The 18,118-nt window shown below is 63.9% G+C and carries 15 protein-coding genes; 9 read left to right on the forward strand and 6 right to left on the reverse strand.

Annotated features, from left to right (window positions below):
* Positions 1-7 precede the first annotated feature (7 nt).
* Positions 8-631, forward strand: a complete 624-nt coding sequence (locus tag ACGTN6_RS16200; RefSeq protein ID WP_394593518.1) for an L-threonylcarbamoyladenylate synthase — start codon at positions 8-10, stop codon at positions 629-631.
* 899 nt (positions 632-1,530) lie between these two features.
* On the opposite strand, the gene ACGTN6_RS16210 is transcribed toward ACGTN6_RS16200, so the two are convergent.
* From ACGTN6_RS16210 to ACGTN6_RS16220, 3 genes are read right to left on the reverse strand one after another with little or no spacing between them, the layout of a single operon-like run.
* Positions 1,531-1,866 carry a hypothetical protein gene (locus ACGTN6_RS16210; protein ID WP_394593523.1) on the reverse strand — a complete coding sequence of 112 codons (336 nt, stop codon included), beginning with the start codon at positions 1,864-1,866 and terminating at the stop codon, positions 1,531-1,533.
* 16 nt (positions 1,867-1,882) lie between these two features.
* Positions 1,883-3,055 (reverse strand): peptidogalycan biosysnthesis protein, encoded by a 1,173-nt coding sequence (locus tag ACGTN6_RS16215; protein ID WP_394593525.1) that lies wholly within the window; start codon positions 3,053-3,055, stop codon positions 1,883-1,885.
* A complete protein-coding gene (locus ACGTN6_RS16220) occupies positions 3,049-3,798 on the reverse strand; it encodes a class I SAM-dependent methyltransferase (protein WP_394593528.1) in 750 nt (249 codons plus the stop codon). The genes ACGTN6_RS16215 and ACGTN6_RS16220 overlap by 7 nt, the downstream gene beginning before the upstream one ends.
* Positions 3,799-4,283: 485 nt before the next feature.
* On the opposite strand from ACGTN6_RS16220, the gene ACGTN6_RS16225 reads away from it, so the two are divergent.
* Positions 4,284-5,060, forward strand: coding sequence for a 5'-nucleotidase, lipoprotein e(P4) family (locus ACGTN6_RS16225; RefSeq protein WP_394593531.1), 777 nt, complete (start codon positions 4,284-4,286; stop codon positions 5,058-5,060).
* 39 nt (positions 5,061-5,099) lie between these two features.
* Here ACGTN6_RS16225 and ACGTN6_RS16230 read toward each other — a convergent pair whose 3' ends face one another.
* Entirely contained in the window at positions 5,100-5,978 is an 879-nt protein-coding gene (locus ACGTN6_RS16230; RefSeq protein WP_394593533.1) for an ion transporter, read from the reverse strand.
* Positions 5,979-6,033: 55 nt separating this feature from the next.
* On the reverse strand, positions 6,034-6,900 hold the full coding sequence (locus tag ACGTN6_RS16235) for a CYTH domain-containing protein (RefSeq protein ID WP_394593536.1): 867 nt from the start codon (positions 6,898-6,900) through the stop codon (positions 6,034-6,036).
* A gap of 108 nt (positions 6,901-7,008) precedes the next feature.
* Here ACGTN6_RS16235 and ACGTN6_RS16240 point away from each other — a divergent pair, with 108 nt between their 5' ends.
* From ACGTN6_RS16240 to glrR, 6 genes are all read left to right on the forward strand, one after another.
* Entirely contained in the window at positions 7,009-7,689 is a 681-nt protein-coding gene (locus ACGTN6_RS16240; RefSeq protein ID WP_394593538.1) for a TIGR00153 family protein, read from the forward strand.
* A 59-nt stretch (positions 7,690-7,748) separates the two neighbouring features.
* The gene (locus ACGTN6_RS16245; protein WP_394593541.1) at positions 7,749-9,014 is read left to right on the forward strand and encodes an inorganic phosphate transporter; all 1,266 of its coding nucleotides are present in this window, start codon (positions 7,749-7,751) and stop codon (positions 9,012-9,014) included.
* 270 nt (positions 9,015-9,284) lie between these two features.
* Positions 9,285-10,598, forward strand: a complete 1,314-nt coding sequence (gene argA, locus ACGTN6_RS16250; RefSeq protein ID WP_394593544.1) for an amino-acid N-acetyltransferase — start codon at positions 9,285-9,287, stop codon at positions 10,596-10,598.
* A gap of 780 nt (positions 10,599-11,378) precedes the next feature.
* Positions 11,379-12,866, forward strand: coding sequence for a HAMP domain-containing sensor histidine kinase (locus tag ACGTN6_RS16255; protein ID WP_394593547.1), 1,488 nt, complete (start codon positions 11,379-11,381; stop codon positions 12,864-12,866).
* A 1-nt stretch (position 12,867) separates the two neighbouring features.
* Complete coding sequence (locus ACGTN6_RS16260) at positions 12,868-13,416, forward strand: hypothetical protein (RefSeq protein WP_394593549.1); 549 nt, start codon at positions 12,868-12,870, stop codon at positions 13,414-13,416.
* Between the two features lie 15 nt (positions 13,417-13,431).
* A complete protein-coding gene (gene glrR / locus ACGTN6_RS16265) occupies positions 13,432-14,826 on the forward strand; it encodes a two-component system response regulator GlrR (RefSeq protein WP_394593552.1) in 1,395 nt (464 codons plus the stop codon).
* A gap of 22 nt (positions 14,827-14,848) precedes the next feature.
* Here glrR and xseA read toward each other — a convergent pair whose 3' ends face one another.
* Positions 14,849-16,198 (reverse strand): exodeoxyribonuclease VII large subunit, encoded by a 1,350-nt coding sequence (xseA, locus tag ACGTN6_RS16270; protein ID WP_394593555.1) that lies wholly within the window; start codon positions 16,196-16,198, stop codon positions 14,849-14,851.
* Between the two features lie 131 nt (positions 16,199-16,329).
* Here xseA and ACGTN6_RS16275 point away from each other — a divergent pair, with 131 nt between their 5' ends.
* On the forward strand, positions 16,330-18,057 hold the full coding sequence (locus ACGTN6_RS16275) for an alkaline phosphatase D family protein (protein WP_394593558.1): 1,728 nt from the start codon (positions 16,330-16,332) through the stop codon (positions 18,055-18,057).
* Positions 18,058-18,118: the final 61 nt, after the last annotated feature.

Raw genomic sequence — 18,118 nt, forward strand, 5'->3', positions numbered from 1 at the left:
AGTGCCCATGAGCCAGTTCTTCCAGATTCACCCGGACAATCCCCAGAAACGCCTCATCGACCAGGCGGTGCAGATCATCCGCGATGGCGGTGTGATCGCCTATCCCACCGATTCCGGCTATGCCCTGGGCTGTCATCTGGGCGACAAGAAGGCGGTCGAACGCATCAAGTGGCTGCGGGATCTGGACGACAAGCACAACTTCACCCTGGTGTGCTCCGATCTCTCCGAGATCGGCACCTATGCCAAGGTCGACAACGCCGTGTTCCGTCTGCTCAAGGCCCATACCCCCGGGCCCTACACCTTCATTCTCCAGGCCACCACCGAGGTGCCGCGCCTGCTGCTGCACCCCAAGCGGCGTTCCATCGGTGTACGAGTGCCCGATCATCAGATCACTCGGGCGCTGCTCGATGCCCTGGGCGAGCCGCTGATGAGCGTGACACTGATTCCCGACGGCGAGGAACTGCCGATGACCGATGCCGAGGAGATTCGCGATCGCTTCGGCGCCCACCTGGCGCTGGTCATCGACGGCGGCGCCTGCCACCTGGAGCCGACCAGCGTGGTGGACCTGCGCGAACTGCCGCCCAAGGTGGTCCGCGAGGGCCGCGGCGATCTCGCGCCCTTTCAAGCCTGAAGCGCCGACGCTCGAGGATGTAATCACCGGCTCGACTCGCATGTCTGGCCGGTGTCCTGGGGCATGCCGATGCAGCCAATCGCTGGAGGCGGTTTCGGTCGTCAGGCCTCGAGTCGAACATCCAAGCGTTCAGTGTGAGTATTGCCCATTGTCCTTTCGCAGCCGGACCGGAGGACAGCGACCTCAGGGTTGTGAATTTTCCTCAAGCCGTGCCGCGGTTTGAACATGGAGAGGATGGTAGGCCAGAGTGCACTTGTTACAGAGCCGCCATCTTTAGCCATCCTGGCCGGCCCAATATTGGCGGCTTCCGAGCTGGACGCCGCCAACACAGTGGGTGCCCTAAGATGAGCCCCTTCGTTCAGAAGTGGCTCAAGAGGCATTCAGTGAGTCAATGTCGACAGCTAGTCGCTGATCCACCTTGTCGGCTCGCCACCGTTCAAGGTCGAGAAGCCAGAGACAGCGGGGGCGGATTTCGTAAAACCTTCGCGGCCCTTGCCCAATGAACTCCCCCAGTGGCAGCTCCCAGGCTTGTCTTACGGCTGGGTCGGGAAAATTCAATCGATAGTAGAGAGGGTGCATATCCCTCGCCTCTTCATCGGAGAGCGAGCGTCCATCTCCCAGCAGTTGTATTCCATCCAGACCTGCGGGGGGAGATTCGTCTCCGAGGTCGGTACGAAAGATCGATGCCGATACAAGGGGCGCTCGCTCTATGTTGAGCGAATGCTGCGCTTGGATCATGGAATACCAGACTAGACGAAGCGGAGAGCGAAGTACCACATAGTTTACGGTAGATGCCCAAGGCGTCATGGTGTCGTTAAAGGTAGCCAGAGTAAGGAATGACGCGCTATCCAGGAGCCGGTTGGCGCGTTCTTGCGGTGAGGCGATGGGTCTCTCCGTCATCAGGAGCTCTCCACTTGAATATCGTTCATCAAGCGGGAATCGATAATTTCCCACCATTTTTCCTGCTCGATGCGTCTTTTTTCCCACTCGGGATCCTTGGAACGCTGAGAAATCGCTTTTCTGTAGGCTCCCCATGCGGCTTCGTCATCGAAAGCTACCGAGTGCTCCAGGCAATGAACATTTTGGCCAATTACATGCATGAACCAACGAGGCGCTTGGATCATATCAAGACCGTCGTAAAACCAAGATTGTCGACTATGCAACCATTCCCAGAATTCCTTGTTGTGAGTGCGCGCATGTTCGGTAAGCTGAAGCGTGTAGACTAGATGCAGCATGAGGGGGATCCCTTTTCTAGATAATATCAGGCGTGAACCAGTCGTTGCTCAGATGTTTGCGAAATTTCTTTTGGTGGTTGGCGGTGATCGTTAAATTGTGCCTTTCCACCAGGCTGTCCGAAAGCCGTCCTTTGCTGAGTATTGATACTGTTGCCAGTGGCTCGATATGCCCTCCTCGTTTTGCCTTGGCTTCCAGAGCAGATATGGAGAGATGTGATGTCCTTATCCCATGCTGTGACGCCCATGCTAGAGGTGCATAGTAACTAAGCACGAAGTATCGGTACTCGTTTTCGTGCTCTCCATAGTCGGAGCCAAAATAGCGCGCATGGAGTGATTTTCCGAAGCGGTAGAATATCGTCGCGGCGTTGATCTTTCCTTGTTTTCGAGACAGAGCGGCGATGGCGTGATCAAGCACCTTGGATTTTCGCTGACTGGAGAATACTTTTTGCATCCATGATTTGCCTTGTTCCGAGCCATGCTTGGCTCTATTCATCGAAACCAGATCAATCAGGTCGCTTTCAATATCTTGCGTTATGGGTGACCAATCTATTTGGTTTCCATGATGGTGGAAGGCTTCCATTTCTGCTCTTGTACGTGTTCGGTAATGCTTTTTCCATGAAGAGATATTAGCTTCCAGTCCGCCTTCTGTAATGGGCTGGAATGATTCGGCATCATGTAGCAAAACTTGTGCATCAGGGTGGTGGCTGGAAACTTGAAGTGCCTTTTTCAACGGCATATAGGGTAGCAATACACCGGTCATGCCATTGTGGCTAGCTTTGCATTGTAGTTCATGGAGTAGTAGGGCCAGCGCTTCATGACGACGGGATCCATGCCCATATACCAACTCGTTGTGCGTGGAACGGTATGCTCCCACCCAAAGAAACCTCTCTTGCCATGGCCCAGGAAGATCTCGAAACCAGGTGGAGGGATCGAACAAAGGGTCATGTGGCTGCCCTTCCCATAGTGGACAACCTGCCAAGAGACCTCCGGGACCGAAAATGCCCAGAACGGAGCGTGGATGGCTAAGATACTCAAGAGATCTCAGCCATCTGTAGCTATTATAGAAATTTCTGTCTTCCACCAGAGAGTCCCACTCGTGCTGATCCAAGGAGCTAATTGTGCCGAACCAGCGAGCCCACACAGTCCCGAATGGTGGTAGAGGGGTAGTGGCGACGGGAAGTGTCAACATGTTGGCCTTCCCTTGTAGCCTGATATGATGAGTGAGTGAGGGCAGGACTGATAAGCTTCCCAGAAGCTATCACCGAGTATTTCTCGACCTTCATGTGTTACTTGGAAGTTTTCCCACTCTATGTCGTTTAATCCCTGCTGTTGAAGCGCGGACGTCAGTGTTTTTTCTCGCCAGTAATAGGCAGTGACGAAATCATCGTAAGGAGGGTGGCAAAGATGTAGCTGAAGAGGCGTTTCGTCAGTTCTAGGTGTTGAATTGCTGCTGATGAGATCAAACCCGTACGGACGATAATAAGAGGAAGTCAAGGAGTAATTCGGGTGTAGAGGGAGTGTGATTAATCGCCCTCCTGTCTTGAGGGGGGATATCATGGCTTGGCACAAGTCAACGAGTTCTTTGTGATTCCTGGCATATGGGAGAATGTATACGGAAATCACCAAGTCGAAATGGTTTGATGGAATGCTATCCTTGTTGTCTGTGTATGTGATGCCGTATTGTTCTTTTTCTTCACGTCGACGCGCGTAATCTACCATTCCAGATGAGATGTCATATCCGACAACCTTTTTGGCGCCATGCTGTTTTAAAAGACGAGTATAGAACCCGCTTCCGCAGCCGAAGTCCAAGACTGACAGCCCCTCGAGTCTCCCGGCTTTTTCTATGGTAGATGGTATTTCACAATATTTTCGGAAAGGCCAGCTTGCCATTTCCTCGTACAATGCTGCGAGCTCATCGAATTGTTGTGTCATGACATTGCTCCCTGCTTGTTTTTGCAGATTTATATTTATTGTTATTAATGTAGCAATGGCTTTAAATTATATTGTGTATTTGGTTGTCTTTTTGTAACTTTGCGTTTCTTTTGAGTGGGGGGATATGGTGTTTCGCATGCTCACGTTAGGTAAGAGGGTAGGGAAATGCCCTTTCATGCCCCCCTAGGGTGGGCTTCGTCTCAGGGATTACGCTCCATGGCACGCATCGTTGTCCTGGTCGTCGTTTGAAAAATCGTCGAGTGCAGGCACTTTTCGGGCATTGCCCATGCTGATCATGTAGCCGAGCACCGTGGACAGTACTTTTTTGCCAGTCAGCAAGGTCGGTGATGATGGATGCTCTCTTCGTATCTTGTTTGAATGATCAATGAAAATAAAATATGATACAAATGCGTTTCTTCGATAATACGGTGTAATCGAAGGGTGTCCCTGCCCGCCGAGTGCACCCACGACAAAGGAGAGTTCCCATGCCGATGTCTGGTTTCCGCCGCGTCAGCGCCGCCGCCGTGGCCGGTCTGATGGCGCTGCCGATGGCTGCGCCGGCCGTTGCCGACGATGGCGCCATGGTCTGCGCCCAGGCCGCCTATGCGATGGGCCTGCGCTACCAGCAGCAGTCCGCCGAGGTTGCCGCCCTGCAGCGTCAGGGCTTCGCCCTGGCCCGCTATCGCCTCGAGGACCGGCTTGAGGCGCTGGGTGAGGACGCTGCCCCGGCGATCATCACCGACCTCGACGAGACGGTGCTGGACAACAGCGCCCTGCTGGCCCGTGATATGGCCGAATGCCATGACTACACCACCTGGGACACCTGGAAGCATTGGGAGCGCGAGGGCGAGCCGCGCCTGATCCCTGGCGCCAAGGGCTTCCTGGACTATGCCGACGAGCATGGCGTGGCCATCTACTACGTCTCCGATCGCTACCAGGAGAACGAGGCCGATACCATCGCCACCTTGGAGGCGCTGGACCTGCCCCAGGTCTCCGAGGACAGCGTCATGCTGTTGGGGCCGCCCAAGGCGGAGCGTCGTGCCGCGGTGGTCGAGGACCACACCCTGGTGATGCAACTCGGCGACTCCCTGCACGACTTCGCCGGCGACTTCGCCGACGCCGATCTCGCCGGGCAGCATGAGCTCGTCGACGAGAACGCCGAGCGCTTCGGCCAGGACTGGATCGTGTTCCCCAACGCCGGCTATGGCGATTGGAGCGAGGCCGAACTGGATGCCTGGGGCGCACCGCTCGAGGTCGAGTGAGTTCACGCCCTCGTCATCGTGCGATGAGACGCCCCGGGATCATTCCCGGGGCGTTTCTTCTTCCAGGCGCGGGTCGGGAGTGGTCTCGTCGAGCCAGGTGCCACAGCGCAGGCAATAGCGGGCGCGTTTCTCGTGATGATCATGGCCGCAGCCTGGGCAGGCTTCGTCGGAGTAGCGATCGGCGCGGATCGAGCGGATCACCTCTGCCGAGAACACGCCGGTGGGCACGGCAATGATCGAATAGCCGGTCAGCATCACCATCACCGAGATGGCCTGGCCCAGTGGCGTCACCGGGGCGATGTCGCCGTAGCCTACTGTGGTCAGGGTCACCGCCGCCCAGTAGATCGACACGGGAATGCTGGTGAAGCCGGCCTCGGCGGGCTCGATCAGGTAGACCAGCGAGGCGAAGATGGTGATCAGCATGCAGACGGTGAACAGGAACAGGAAGATCTGTCGCCCGCTGCGCTTCAGGGCGTCGATCAGCAGGCGCCCCTCGCCGACGAACTCCATCAGCCGCAGCACCCTGAACACCCGCAGCGTGCGCAGCAGACGCACTACCACCAGCGACTGGGCGCCCGGCAGCACCAGGGCCAGCCAAGTGGGCAAGATGGCGACCACGTCGATGATGCCGTAGAAGCTCCGCAGGTATTGCCAGGGTCGCTCCAGGCAATAGAGCCGGACCATCAGCTCGGCGGTGAACAGCAGCGTGAATCCCCACTCGAGCCGGCGAAACCAGGTGCCGTAGCTGGCCTGCAGGCCGGCGACGCTCTCCAGCATCACCACCAGCACGCTGGCCAGGATCACTCCGATCAGGGCGATATCGAAGCCCTTGGCCAACGGTGTGTCGGATTCGAAGATGACCTGGAAGACGCGGGTGCGCAGGGCGCCGGCGGCAGGCTTGAAACGATCGTGATTCACGGCGTTCCCTCGTGCTGGATGGTCATCCGTTCGTGGCGGGGTCCCGTGCCTGGTCTCAACCCAGTGAGACCGTATCAGGCACGCAGCGCGAGAGGTCGAGCAGCCGTTTGCCGGTGTCGACGCTCAGCCAGTCGTCGCTATTCAGCGCTTTGGCCAGTCGGCGAGCGTCTTCGGCCACTTCCGCATTGCTGTCGGCGAGCCGTTGGAAGGCGTCGCTGGCCGCCTCGCGCCAGCCGGCATCGCCGGTGTCGGCCAGGGCATCGAGCGCCACCACGGCGCGGTGCAGCCAGGCGGCGGGAGCGCCGCCTTCGGGCAGTGTCCAGCGACCGGCAAGCAGGGCGGCGCCGCGGGCGGCCTTGCTGGTGTCGGAAGGACGCAGCGGCACCCGCTCGGCCAGGGTCGCGGCGAGGTCGAGCAGGGCCTTGGGGTCGCCGGCCTTGAGCTCCAGTTCCAGCTCGCGGATGGGCGCGTGCTGCGCATCGGCCCGGATCTCACCGAGGTCCAGCGCCACCTCGATGGTGGCGGTGTCGTCTTCCAGCCACCAGGTCTCGCGGGCGAAGTCGGTGGAGAAGCGAGGCGTCAGCCGCCCCAGCACGCCTGTCCCTAGCGCGGCGATCGGCGGCAGGTCGATCAGCCGGCCCAGGTCGAGCCCAGGCCCCATGACTTCCCATTCCCATTCACCACGGCTGGAGAGCCCGCCGCTGCCCTGGCCGCTGGTCTTCAGCGTCTGCACCAGGCGGGTGTCGTCATGGCGCAGCCGCAGCGCCATGCGCGCGGCCTGAAGCCGGCCGTCCGGCGTATCGAAGTAGGTATTGCCCAGGCGGGTAGTGCGGGGCGTCAGGCCGGCGAGCCGGGGATGGTGGCGCAGGGCCTCGGCGCCGGTGGGCCCCAGGGCCAGTTTGAGTTCGATCTCGTTTGCCATGAAGCGGCCGCCTTATCGGATGTTCGTGAAGATTAGATGATTTTCTCATGACGGCGGCGTGGGCAGTCTCTATACTGACGCCGCCATTTCCAAGTGCCTAGATGCCCCATGGTGACATCCAACCCCTTCTCGGCGATGTTCGGTCGCTCGCCATTCCAGCCTCTGCTGGCTCATATCGTCAAGGTCCATGACTGCGCCGAGGCGCTGCTGCCGTTCTTCGAGGCGACCCTCGAAAACGACTGGCAGGAGGCTGCAGAGCAGCGCGAGACCATCACTCGGCTCGAGCACGAGGCCGACGAGCTCAAGACCGAGCTGCGTCTCAACCTCCCCAACACCATGTTCCTGCCGGTATCGCGCTCCGACCTGCTGGATCTGATCAGTGTCCAGGATCGGATTGCCAACAAGGCTCGCGACATTACCGGCATCATGCTGGGGCGCAAGATGCGGGTCCCCGATGAAATCGCCCAGCCGATGCGCGAGTACATGCGTACTTCGGTGGCCTGCGTCGGTCAGGCACGACAGGCCCTCGAGGAACTCAAGGACCTGCTCGAATCGGGCTTCGGCCGCAACGTCTCCGACGTGATGCAGAAGATGATCCGCGAGCTGCATGTCTATGAGCAGCAGGCCGATCAGCAGCAGATCGCCATTCGCCGTCAGCTCTTCGAGCTCGAGGATCGCCTGCCGCCGGTGGAGGTGATGTTCCTCTACAAGATCATCGACTGGGTCGGTGAGCTCTCCGACCGCGCCGAGCGCGTCGGTAGCCGCCTTCAGATCATGACGGCCAACTGACCGGGCCTTCCCGCGCCACAAAACCGCCACCTTCTGACCGCAGAAAGGGACGTCGTCCTATGTCGATCATCGCGCAACACGGTGACATCTTCATCATTCTCGCCTGTGCCTTCGGTTTCTTCATGGCCTGGGGCGTGGGTGCCAACGATGTGGCCAATGCCATGGGGACCTCCGTGGGCTCCAAGGCCATCACCATCAAGCAGGCGATCATCATCGCCGTCATCTTCGAATTCCTCGGCGCCTGGCTGGCCGGGGGGCAGGTCACCGAGACCATCCGCAAGGGCATCATCGACCCGGCGCTGCTCCAGAACGATCCGCAGTTTCTGGTCTACGGCATGCTGGCGTCGCTGCTGGCCGCGGCGACCTGGCTGCTGATCGCCTCCATGCGGGGCTGGCCGGTGTCCACCACTCACTCGATCGTGGGCGCCATCGTCGGCTTTGCCATGGCCGGGCTGGGTCTCGAGGCCGTGGGCTGGAGCAAGGTGGGGCAGATCGCCGCCAGTTGGATAGTCTCGCCGCTGATGTCCGGGACTATCGCCTTCATGCTGTTCAAGTCCGTACAGCTGCTGATCTTCGAGAATCGTGACCCCTTCGCCGCTGCCAAGCGCTACGTGCCGATGTACGTCTTTCTGGTCGGGTTCATCGTCGCCATGGTCACCCTGACCAAGGGCCTGAAGCACGTTGGCCTCGAACTGGGCTTCGGCGAGAGCCTGCTCTACGCGATCCTGATCGGGCTGGGCGTGATGCTGCTCGGCGGCTTGCTCGAGCGCCGGGTCGGCGCCGAGAAGCGCCAGGATGATGCCTTCGGCTACGGCGGCGTGGAGCGGGTGTTCGGCGTGCTGATGCTGTTCACCGCCTGCGCCATGGCCTTCGCCCACGGCTCCAACGACGTGGCCAACGCCGTCGGCCCGCTGGCCGCGGTGATCAGCGTGGTATACAGCAGCGGCGATATCGGCGGCGGCTCGCTGGTGCCGTGGTGGGTGCTGGTGCTGGGCGGCGGTGGCATCGTCGTCGGCCTGGTGACCTACGGCCACAAGGTCATCGCCACGGTAGGTACCGGCATTACCGAACTGACGCCGAGCCGTGGTTTCGCCGCCACCCTGGCCGCCGCCACCACCGTGGTATTGGCCTCGGGTACCGGGCTGCCGATCTCCACCACTCACACGCTGGTCGGTGCCGTGCTCGGCGTGGGCCTGGCCCGTGGCATGGCGGCGCTCAACCTGCGGGTGATTGGCACCATCGTGATGTCGTGGCTGATCACGCTGCCGGCCGGCGCTGCCCTGGCGATCGTGTTCTTCTTCATGTTCAAGGGCATGTTCGGCTAAGCGCCGAACGTTGTTCGGAAGCTGGAAGAAGGAAGAGCGCCGCTACGCGGCTGGAAGAGGGAAGCACATCCGGCCCGGTCTTCGCGGGAAGGTGAAGTGATAAGCCGACGCCGGAAGGAAAGCCTAACCCCGAGGTGGCGAGCTCCTGCCTTCTTCCCTCTTCCCTCTTCCTTCTTGGAGGCGCGTAGCGCCGTTCTTATCTCTTCCCACTTGCGTGTCTGATATAGTCGACACACATCCCTTCCCTTCACCTGCTGCCGGAGTGCGGCCTTGGACACTCGTTTCCCCTTCGTCGACTGGTTTCGCAATTCCTCGCCGTATATCAATGCGCACCGAGGATGCACGTTCGTCATCCTCATCGAGGGCGAGGCCGTAGCGGAGGGCCGAGGCGAGCAGCTCATCCAGGACCTGGCGCTGCTGCATACCCTGGGCGTGCGCCTGGTGGTGGTGCTGGGCATTCGTCCCCAGGTGCAGAGAGTGCTGGTCGAGGACGGCATCGTGCCGTGCCGCCACCAGGGGCGCTGGGTGGCCGATGAAGCGATCATGGCCCGGGTCGAGCGGGTAGCCGCCGAGCAGCGTCTGTGGCTGGAAGCGCGGCTGTCGCTGGGGTTGCCCAACACCCCGCTGCACGGCGTGGAGATGACGGCGGTTTCCGGCAATCTGGTGATGGCCAAGCCGTTGGGAGTGCGGGACGGCATCGACTTCCACCGTAGCGGCGAGGTACGTCGCGTTCGTGACGGCGCCATGCGCGGCCTGCTGGACCAGGGCTCGCTGGTGCTGCTGCCGCCGCTGGGCTACTCCAGTACCGGCGAGGTATTCGATCTGGACGCCGCCGAGGTGGCGCGCCATACCGCCACGGCACTGGGCGCCGACAAGCTGATTCTGCTCGGCGAGGCCTGTGGGCTGTTCGACGAGGCGGGGCGCCTGTGCCGCCAACTGGCGCCGGTCGAGGCCGAGCCGCATCTGGCCGCCGCCGAGGCCGGCAGCGAATTGGCCCGCCACCTGGGGGCTGCCTGTGCCGCCGCTCGCCACGGGGTGGCGCGCACCCACCTGCTGTCCTGGCAGGACCACGACGCTCTGCTCGGCGAGCTGTTCACCCGCGACGGCGTCGGTACCATGATCACCCAGCATCGTTACGAGCAGCTGCGCCGCGCCGAGATCGATGATATCGGCGGCCTGCTGGAGCTGCTCGAGCCGCTGGAGCGCCGCGGCATGCTGGTACCGCGCTCCCGGGAGCGGCTGGAGTATGAAGTCGACGACTACGTGGTCATCGAACGCGACGGCATGGTGATCGGCTGTGCCGCCCTGCATACCTTCGGCGAGGCACGCATGGGCGAGCTGGCCTGCGTGGCCGTGCATGGCGACTACCGGGGCGGCGCACGCGGCGATCTACTGCTCGGCGAGGTGGAGCGGCGTGCCCGCGCGCTCGGGCTCGAGGCGCTGTTCGCCCTGACCACCCATACCGCCCATTGGTTCTTCGAACACGGTTTCCGGCTTGCCGCCATCGACGATCTGCCGCCGCTGCGCCGGGACACCTACAATCACGCCCGCCAGTCCAAGATCCTCGTCAAGGCGCTCGGCTGAGCGCTGTCGCTACCCGACGCCACTCCGGGATCTAGGTGTCTCCTTTTGGCAACGCGGCAAATTGCTGTATTAAAACGACTTTTCTTTATTCTGCCGAATGGCGTCGCCATTCGGCGACGAAAATCCCCTCGTTGGGGCCGGTTTCGGCGCTCTTCGCCAGGTATGCCAATATCAATCATTTCTCAAGTTGTTGATTTTAAATAAAACAACTTGATTGTGGCACACAACTGGCAATAGGTATGGTGAGCAAACGGAAACGATTCAAACGGCTCGAATCGCTTCCGGTCGCCGAGAGGCTCGCGACAACACTGCCCTGTGCCTCCGACCTCGCGGCGACCAACGTCTGCTCCAGCGATGTGTGACTTTAGGTTGCGATGAGACGGTACCGACGACGTCATGGAGGCGTACCGTAAGGGCAAGGATGCCCTGGCAAGGATGCCTCTCCTCCAATGGAGATGAATTGCGCGGCCACGCCTCGGCGGGGCCGACAGAGTCGAAGCGAGGTGGTTCGCCACCCGGGAAGAGAGCTTGCCTGGCGACTCCGGGCCTCCTCCCAGGCTTCGTGGGCCTTTGGCCCAAGGGAAAAACACTCGATCGCCGGGCCAGGTCGACGACCGAATGTTTTGCCCACCCCTTCAGTTCCCTGCGTATTGGGCCGGCTCTGCCGGCCTTTTTTTTGCCTGTTCGGCCGCGACGCGGCACGGGACACAGGCCGAACTCTGGTATCCTCGGGCATTGACGATGGTGATTGCCGACTCACTCCTTTACCGAACGCTGGCCATGACTTCTGCCGTTTCCCGACGCTGGCGCCCCCGCTCGCTATTGCAGCTGGTGTTGCTGGCTTTCCTGATGGTGATGCTGCCCCTTGCCGTGCTGATGTTCCAGGCCGGGCAGGCGCTGTCTGAGCTCTCGCGCCTCGCCGACCAGAGTGCCCGTCAGGCGGTCGAGGAGACGCGCCGTGCCCGCACCCTTGGCGCCCTGGCCCTGGAGATGGAGCGCGGGGCGCGCCAGTATGCGGTGGTGGAACAGGACAGCCTGCTCGATATCTTCGACGAGCGCCTGGCCGAATATCGTCGCCTGCTGGACCGGCAGCGCGAGCTGTTGCCCGACGATCCGGACGTCAAGGCGCTGGCCGGACTGCTCGACCGCCTTGCCGAGTTGCCAGGGTTGCCGATGGAGGCGTTCCAGGATCGCCTGACTGACTTTCTGCCCTTCGCCGAACATACCGAGGCCATGCGCCACGCCACCAATCGGCGCATCGACGATCGACTGGACGTCATCCGGACCCGTGCAGAAACGGTGCAACATCGGCTTTGGTGGCAGACGGCGGCCCTGGCATCCGCCAGTCTCATCCTGATGCTGCTGTTCACCCGCTTGATCGTGCGCCCGGTACGCCAGCTCGAGCGACGCATCCTTGGTATCGGCAGCGGCGGCCAGCAGGCCCAGGTATCGCCGGTCCAGGGGCCGGCGGAGCTAGTCAGCCTCGACGAGCGGCTCGACTGGCTGGCTTCGCGGCTGGACGAACTGGAAGAGCAGAAACAGCAGTTCCTGCGTCACATGTCCCATGAACTCAAGACCCCGCTGGCCAGCGTTCGCGAGGGGTCCTCGCTGCTGGCGGACGGCGTGGCCGGTGAGTTGACCGGTCACCAGCGTGAGATCCTCGATCTCATCGATTCTAGCGGCAGTGAACTGCAGCAGCTGATCGAGCAACTGCTCGACTACAATCTCCTGCAGCACAATCAGCGTCTGGATACCGAGCGTCTGGATCTCGCCACCGTGGCCAAGGAGGTGCTGGCCAAGCACCGCCTGGCTCTGCAGCAGAAGGGCATGGCGCTGTCCTGTTTCGACGGTCCGCTGGTCTGGCAGGCCGACCGCACCGCGACCGCACGGATTCTCGATAACCTGATCTCCAACGCCATCGCCTACGGCGAAGACGGCGGCGAGCTGGAGATTCGCGCCCATGCCCGGCACGACCGGCTGGTGCTCGAAGTCGCCAACAGCGGCGAGCCGATTCCCGAAGAGGACCGGCCGCGGCTGTTCGAGGCCTTCTATCAAGGGCGTATCCGCCGCAAGGGAGCGCTCAAGGGCTCGGGCATCGGGCTGTCGGTGGCCGCCGACTGTGCCCGTCTGCAGCACGGCAGCCTGGCGCTGGTGGATGACGCGCGGCTGGCGGTGTGTTTTCGCCTGACCCTGCCGCGCCCGGCACCGGGCAGCGAACATCAAGACATCGATTCCGCCATCGCGGAACACCACGCAAGGAACGAGTGATATGACCCCACGCCCCCTGCTCCTGTGTCTGGTGCCGGTCTGGTTGGCCGGATGCCAGTGGTTGCCGGCACAGCTGCCGGGACACGAGCCGCGGGAACCCGTGGTTCAGGAGACCGATGTCGGGGCCTGCTTTTCGGAGATACCCGGCTTCGACGAGCCCTCCTGCATGTTCGAGGACTGGGTGGCCTTTGGCCTGGCCTCGCAGCGCGGTGATCGGGCATGGCGTGAAGCCATGCTGCTGCGCCTGGAGGGCAACGATACCGACCGGCGCCTGGCCAGTGCCGTCGTGCTCGCCTGGGGCGACGAGCGCCAGTGGGACCAGGCCTCCGAGCTGTTCAAGGCCGACCTGAGCGCCGCCCCGGCGCGGCTGCAGCCGCTGCTGCGCTACTGGCTCAACGAGGTCGAGGGCCGGCGCGGATTGAACCAGCGATTGAGCGAGAGTCGGCAAGCCCAGGACGCGCTGGCCGAGGAAAAGGCCGCCCTGGAAGAGAAACTGGATGCCCTTACCGACATCGAACGCAACATCAACTCGCGACAGCAGACCGAGTAATGCGGGAGACATGACATGATGCCAAGCGCAAGCCCACAGGCCCCGAATCACGGGGCCCACATCCTGCTGGTGGACGATGATCCCAGCCTTCTCAAGCTGCTGGGCATGCGTCTCGAGAGCCGAGGCTATCGCGTGACCACCGCAGAGAGCGGGCGTGCGGCCCTCAAGCACCTGGATGCCGGCAACCCCGACCTGGTGCTCTCCGACATGCGCATGGACGAGATGGACGGCCTGGCGTTGTTCCAGGAGATCCAGCGTCGCCTGCCGGGCCTGCCGGTGATCATCCTCACCGCCCATGGCTCGATCCCCGATGCCGTGAGCGCCACCCGTCAGGGGGTGTTCGGCTTCCTGACCAAGCCGGTGGATCGCGAGGAGCTGTTCACCACCATCGACGAGGCCCTGTCCCACACCAGTCCCGGCGGCAACGGCGAAGGCGATGACCGCTGGCGCGAGGCGATCATCACGCGCAGCCCGGAGATGGAGCGCATCCTCGAGCAGGCGCGCATGGTCGCCACCTCGGACGTCAGCGTGCTGGTCACCGGCCCCTCGGGGTCGGGCAAGGAACTGATGGCCGAGGCCATCCACAAGGCCAGCCGTCGCGCCGACAAGCCGTTCGTGGCCATCAACTGCGGCGCGCTGCCCGAGCAACTGCTGGAGAGCGAGCTGTTCGGTCACGCCAAGGGCGCCTTCACCGGCGCGATCAGCGAGCACCGCGGCCTCTTCCAGGCCGCCGACGGCGGTACCCTGTTCCTCGACGAGATCGGCGACATGCCGCTGCCGCTGCAGGTCAAGCTGCTGCGCGCGCTGCAGGAGCGCCAGATCCGCCCGCTGGGTTCCACCGCCTCGATCCCGGTGGACGTGCGTCTGATTTCGGCGACCCATCGCGACCTGGGCCAGGCCATGCACGACGGCGAGTTCCGCGAAGACCTCTTCTATCGCCTCAATGTGGTCAACCTCAAGCTCCCGCCGCTCAAGGAGCGCGCCGAGGACGTGCCGCTGCTGGCCAAGTACCTGGTCGCCCAGGCCGCGGAGCGCCACAAGCCCTTCGTCAAGGGCTTTTCGCGCGAGGCCCTCAACCTCTTGGCGTCGAGCGCCTGGCCCGGCAACGTGCGCCAGCTGGTCAACGTAGTGGAGCAGTGCGTGGCGCTGACCAGCGCGCCGATGATCCCCGAGGCGCTGGTCGCCCAGGCGCTGGCGGCCGAGGAGAACGCCCTGCCGACCTTCAACGATGCCCGCGCCGGCTTCGAGCGCAGCTATCTGGTCAAGGTGCTCAAGATCACCGAAGGCAACGTGACCCAGGCGGCGCGCATCGCCGGGCGCAACCGTACCGACTTCTACAAGCTGCTGGCCCGCCACGAACTCGAGCCCTCGACCTTCAAGCCGGGCACGCCCCACAGCGAGGCCTCCTAGCGCAGGCCAGGACACGACGCCGTCAGTCGGCGGCGTCTTCGTCCGGCAGTACCTCCAGGGCCAACCGCCCCTCGCCGAGCCGCGCCTCCAAGCGCTCACCGGGCCGGGTATCCGTCGCATGGCGGATCACTCGGCCCTCGTCGTTTTCGAGGATGGCGTAGCCCCGGCCGAGCACCGCCAGCGGGCTGACCGCCTGCAGCTCGCGGCTCACCGCGGCCAGGCGCTCGCGGTGGCGGGCCAGTTCCCTCGGCATGGTCAGCCGCAGGCGTTGCCCGGCCAGCGTCAGCCGGCGTTCAGCCTGCTCGAGCTGGTGCGCCGGCGATCGCAGCGTCAAGCGCCGGCGAAGCTCGCCCTCGTGGCGACGGTCCGACTCCAGCCGGGCGCGCATTGCCCGGTGCAGCCGGCCCTCCAACTGCTCGAGCTGGCGGCGCCGGAAGGCCAGCACCTCGCCGGGGTGGCGCAGCCGCGCACGCAGGTGATCGAGCCGCTGGGCCTCGGTGTCGAGCCGGGCGCGCTGGGCGCGCAGCAGTCGGCTTTCCAGGGCCTGCAGGCGCTGCAGCAGCTCGCGACGGTCGGGCACCAGCTGCTCAGCCGCCGCCGAGGGCGTGGGCGCGCGGCGGTCGGCGGCGAAGTCGGAAAGCGTCACATCCACCTCATGGCCTACCGCCGACATCACCGGCAGCCGGGAGTGGAAGATCGCCCGCGCCAGGTGTTCATCGTTGAAGGCCCACAGGTCTTCCAGGCTGCCGCCGCCTCGGGTGATCAGGATGGCATCGCGCGCCGGATCCAGCGCCGCCTGGCGATTGAGCAGGCCCAGCGCGGCGATCATCGCCGGCGCCGCCTCGCGGCCCTGCACCGGCACCGGGATCAGCGTCACCTGGGCCAGCGGCCAGCGCGCCGCCAGCACCGCCAGCACGTCGCGGATCGCCGCCCCGGTGGGCGAGGTCAGCACCAGCAGATGGCGGGGCGGGTAGGGCAGCGGCCGGGCGTTGGCGAACACCCCCTCGGCGTCGAGCTTGGCCTTGAGCCGCTCGAAGGCCGCCAGCAGCTCGCCTTCGCCTACCGCCTGCACCGCCTCGGCGATCAGCTGGTAGTCGCCGCGCGGCTCGAACAGCGATACCCGGCCGCGCACCTTGACGTGATCGCCGTCGCGCATCGGCGCGGCGATGAAGCGCGCGCGGTTGCGGAACAGCGCGCAGCGCAGCTGGGCCCGCTCGTCCTTGAGGGTGAAGTAGACGTGGCCCGACGACGGCCGCGAGACCCCGGACAGCTCGCCCTCCACCCAGACGTCGCCGACGTCCTGCTCCAGCGCCTGGCGGGCGCGGCGGTTGAGCTCGCTGACGGAGAGGGCGGTATCGTCGGCAGGGGGCATGGGCATCCTCGGCGGGGGAATGGCGGGCGCCCCGTACTGTAGCCGACCACGCGTGGCGCGACTACGCTGACTAGGTGCCGCCGTCATTCCGGGGTATCAGTCGGGCACCATACCAGCGAAGGAGAGCCGTCATGTCGGGACTGCGTGCACCTCACCTGGGACCGATCGTCGGGCATACCGCCCATGATCGCTGCCGGATCTGGATCCGCGGGCACGCCTCCCGGGACGAGGGCGTCCAGCTGGGCGCCGAGATGCGCACCCTGGGGCTGCTGGCGGTGGTCGACGAGCGCGGCCGGCCGCTGCACGACGCGGCCACCGGCCAGCCCTGGGCCTACTTCTTCCGCCTGCATCGCGAGTTCGACCGCACCGGCACCTTCGTGCTCGGCCGGCAGACCAGCCTCGGCGGCCGGGACGGCCCCGGCCCCTTCCCGCTGGAAGCGGATACCGAGTACCGGGTGCGGGTCGCGACCCTCACCGTGGACGATCCGCTGCCCGACGCCGAGTCGCTGGACGATGCCGACCTGGCCGATCGCCTGCCGCCAGTCGCCAGCATGGCGGCGCTGCTGGCCGACCTCGAGGCCCCGGCCTGCGAGGCGCGCTTCCGGACCTTCCCCGATCCCGCCGCGGGCCCGGCGGACGAGCTCCACTTCCTGATCGGCTCCTGCCGCTATCCGGGGCTGCTGTGGAAGGTCAAGGAGGCGGATCGCATCTTCGCGCCCATGGCCGGCCACTTCCGGCGGCAGGGCGCGCGCCGGCCGGCGCGCTTCACGCTGCTGATGGGCGATCAGATCTACGCCGACAAGCTCAACCGCCACCTGCCGATCGGCCGGGCCGACACCTTCGAGGAGATGCAGTCGCGCTATCACGAGGCCTTTGGCGCCCCCAACATGCGCCACCTGCTGCGCCACTCGCCGGTCTACATGATCCTCGATGACCACGAGATCGAGGACAACTGGAGCCAGGACCGGCTGCGCAACAACCACCACCTGTTCAACATCGCCATCGGCGCCTACATGAGCTACCAGTGGAGCCATGGCCCGCGCAGCTTCGGCCGCCGGCTCTACTACCGCTTCAGCTGCGCCGGCTACCCGTTCTTCGTGGTCGACACCCGCACCCAGCGCTACCGGCAGCGGGCCGGCCTCCACGACAACCACCTGCTGGGCCGGCCGACCATCGATCCGGCCCACCCTGGCCAGCTCGACCGGCTGCTCGAGTGGCTCGGCGAGCAGCAGCGCGAGCACGGCAACGTGCCCAAGTTCCTGGTCACCTCCAGCGTCTTCGCGCCGAGCCCCATCGACGAGCGCCTCGGCAACGAGTACCGCGACGAGCCCGAGCGCCAGCGCCTGGCGGCCAACCTCGAGCGGCGCGAGGCCAGCGACTCCTGGCCGGCCTATCCGCGCACCCGCCAGGCGATCCTCCAGCACATTCACGATCATGGCATCCAGAACGTGATTTTCCTCAGCGGCGACGTGCACTGCGCCAACGTCGCCCGGCTGACCTTCGAGAGCGAGGGGAACGATCAGGGCCTGTTCGCCTATGATGTCACCTCCTCGGCGCTCTACTGGCCCTTCCCGTTCGCCGACGGCGACCCCAACGGCTTCGTGCACGACTCCCGCGTGGATGAGCAGTACGACGGCTTCCCGCTGGAGGGCGGGGAGGGCGATCACAGCGCACCGGTGGTGCACTACCGGGCCTGGGGCTTCAGCCAGGAAGACAACTTCTGCCGCCTCGAGCTCGACAAGGGCCGCCAGCGGCTGCGCGTCCGGGTGCTCGACGCCCGGGGCGAGCCGGTGGAGGTGGCCGACGCCGACGGCCGCCCGGTGCGGGTGAACGAGCTGCCGCTGGCGCCCTGGGACTAGCAGCCTGTCGGGTTTGGCCGAAAGACCGGGATTCGCAGTAGATCAGTGTTAAGTCCGACAG

The sequence above is a fragment of the Halomonas sp. B23F22_20 genome (genome assembly GCF_043496985.1).
Lineage (GTDB): Bacteria > Pseudomonadota > Gammaproteobacteria > Pseudomonadales > Halomonadaceae > Halomonas.

Coding starts and splice junctions, on each gene's coding strand:
- ACGTN6_RS16200 (WP_394593518.1), top strand. CDS start 8: ATGAGCCAGTTCTTCCAGATTCACCCGGACAATCCCCAGAAACGCCTC.
- ACGTN6_RS16210 (WP_394593523.1), bottom strand. CDS start 1,866: ATGCTGCATCTAGTCTACACGCTTCAGCTTACCGAACATGCGCGCACT.
- ACGTN6_RS16215 (WP_394593525.1), bottom strand. CDS start 3,055: ATGTTGACACTTCCCGTCGCCACTACCCCTCTACCACCATTCGGGACT.
- ACGTN6_RS16220 (WP_394593528.1), bottom strand. CDS start 3,798: ATGACACAACAATTCGATGAGCTCGCAGCATTGTACGAGGAAATGGCA.
- ACGTN6_RS16225 (WP_394593531.1), top strand. CDS start 4,284: ATGCCGATGTCTGGTTTCCGCCGCGTCAGCGCCGCCGCCGTGGCCGGT.
- ACGTN6_RS16235 (WP_394593536.1), bottom strand. CDS start 6,900: ATGGCAAACGAGATCGAACTCAAACTGGCCCTGGGGCCCACCGGCGCC.
- ACGTN6_RS16240 (WP_394593538.1), top strand. CDS start 7,009: ATGGTGACATCCAACCCCTTCTCGGCGATGTTCGGTCGCTCGCCATTC.
- ACGTN6_RS16245 (WP_394593541.1), top strand. CDS start 7,749: ATGTCGATCATCGCGCAACACGGTGACATCTTCATCATTCTCGCCTGT.
- ACGTN6_RS16255 (WP_394593547.1), top strand. CDS start 11,379: ATGACTTCTGCCGTTTCCCGACGCTGGCGCCCCCGCTCGCTATTGCAG.
- ACGTN6_RS16260 (WP_394593549.1), top strand. CDS start 12,868: ATGACCCCACGCCCCCTGCTCCTGTGTCTGGTGCCGGTCTGGTTGGCC.
- glrR (WP_394593552.1), top strand. CDS start 13,432: ATGATGCCAAGCGCAAGCCCACAGGCCCCGAATCACGGGGCCCACATC.
- xseA (WP_394593555.1), bottom strand. CDS start 16,198: ATGCCCCCTGCCGACGATACCGCCCTCTCCGTCAGCGAGCTCAACCGC.
- ACGTN6_RS16275 (WP_394593558.1), top strand. CDS start 16,330: ATGTCGGGACTGCGTGCACCTCACCTGGGACCGATCGTCGGGCATACC.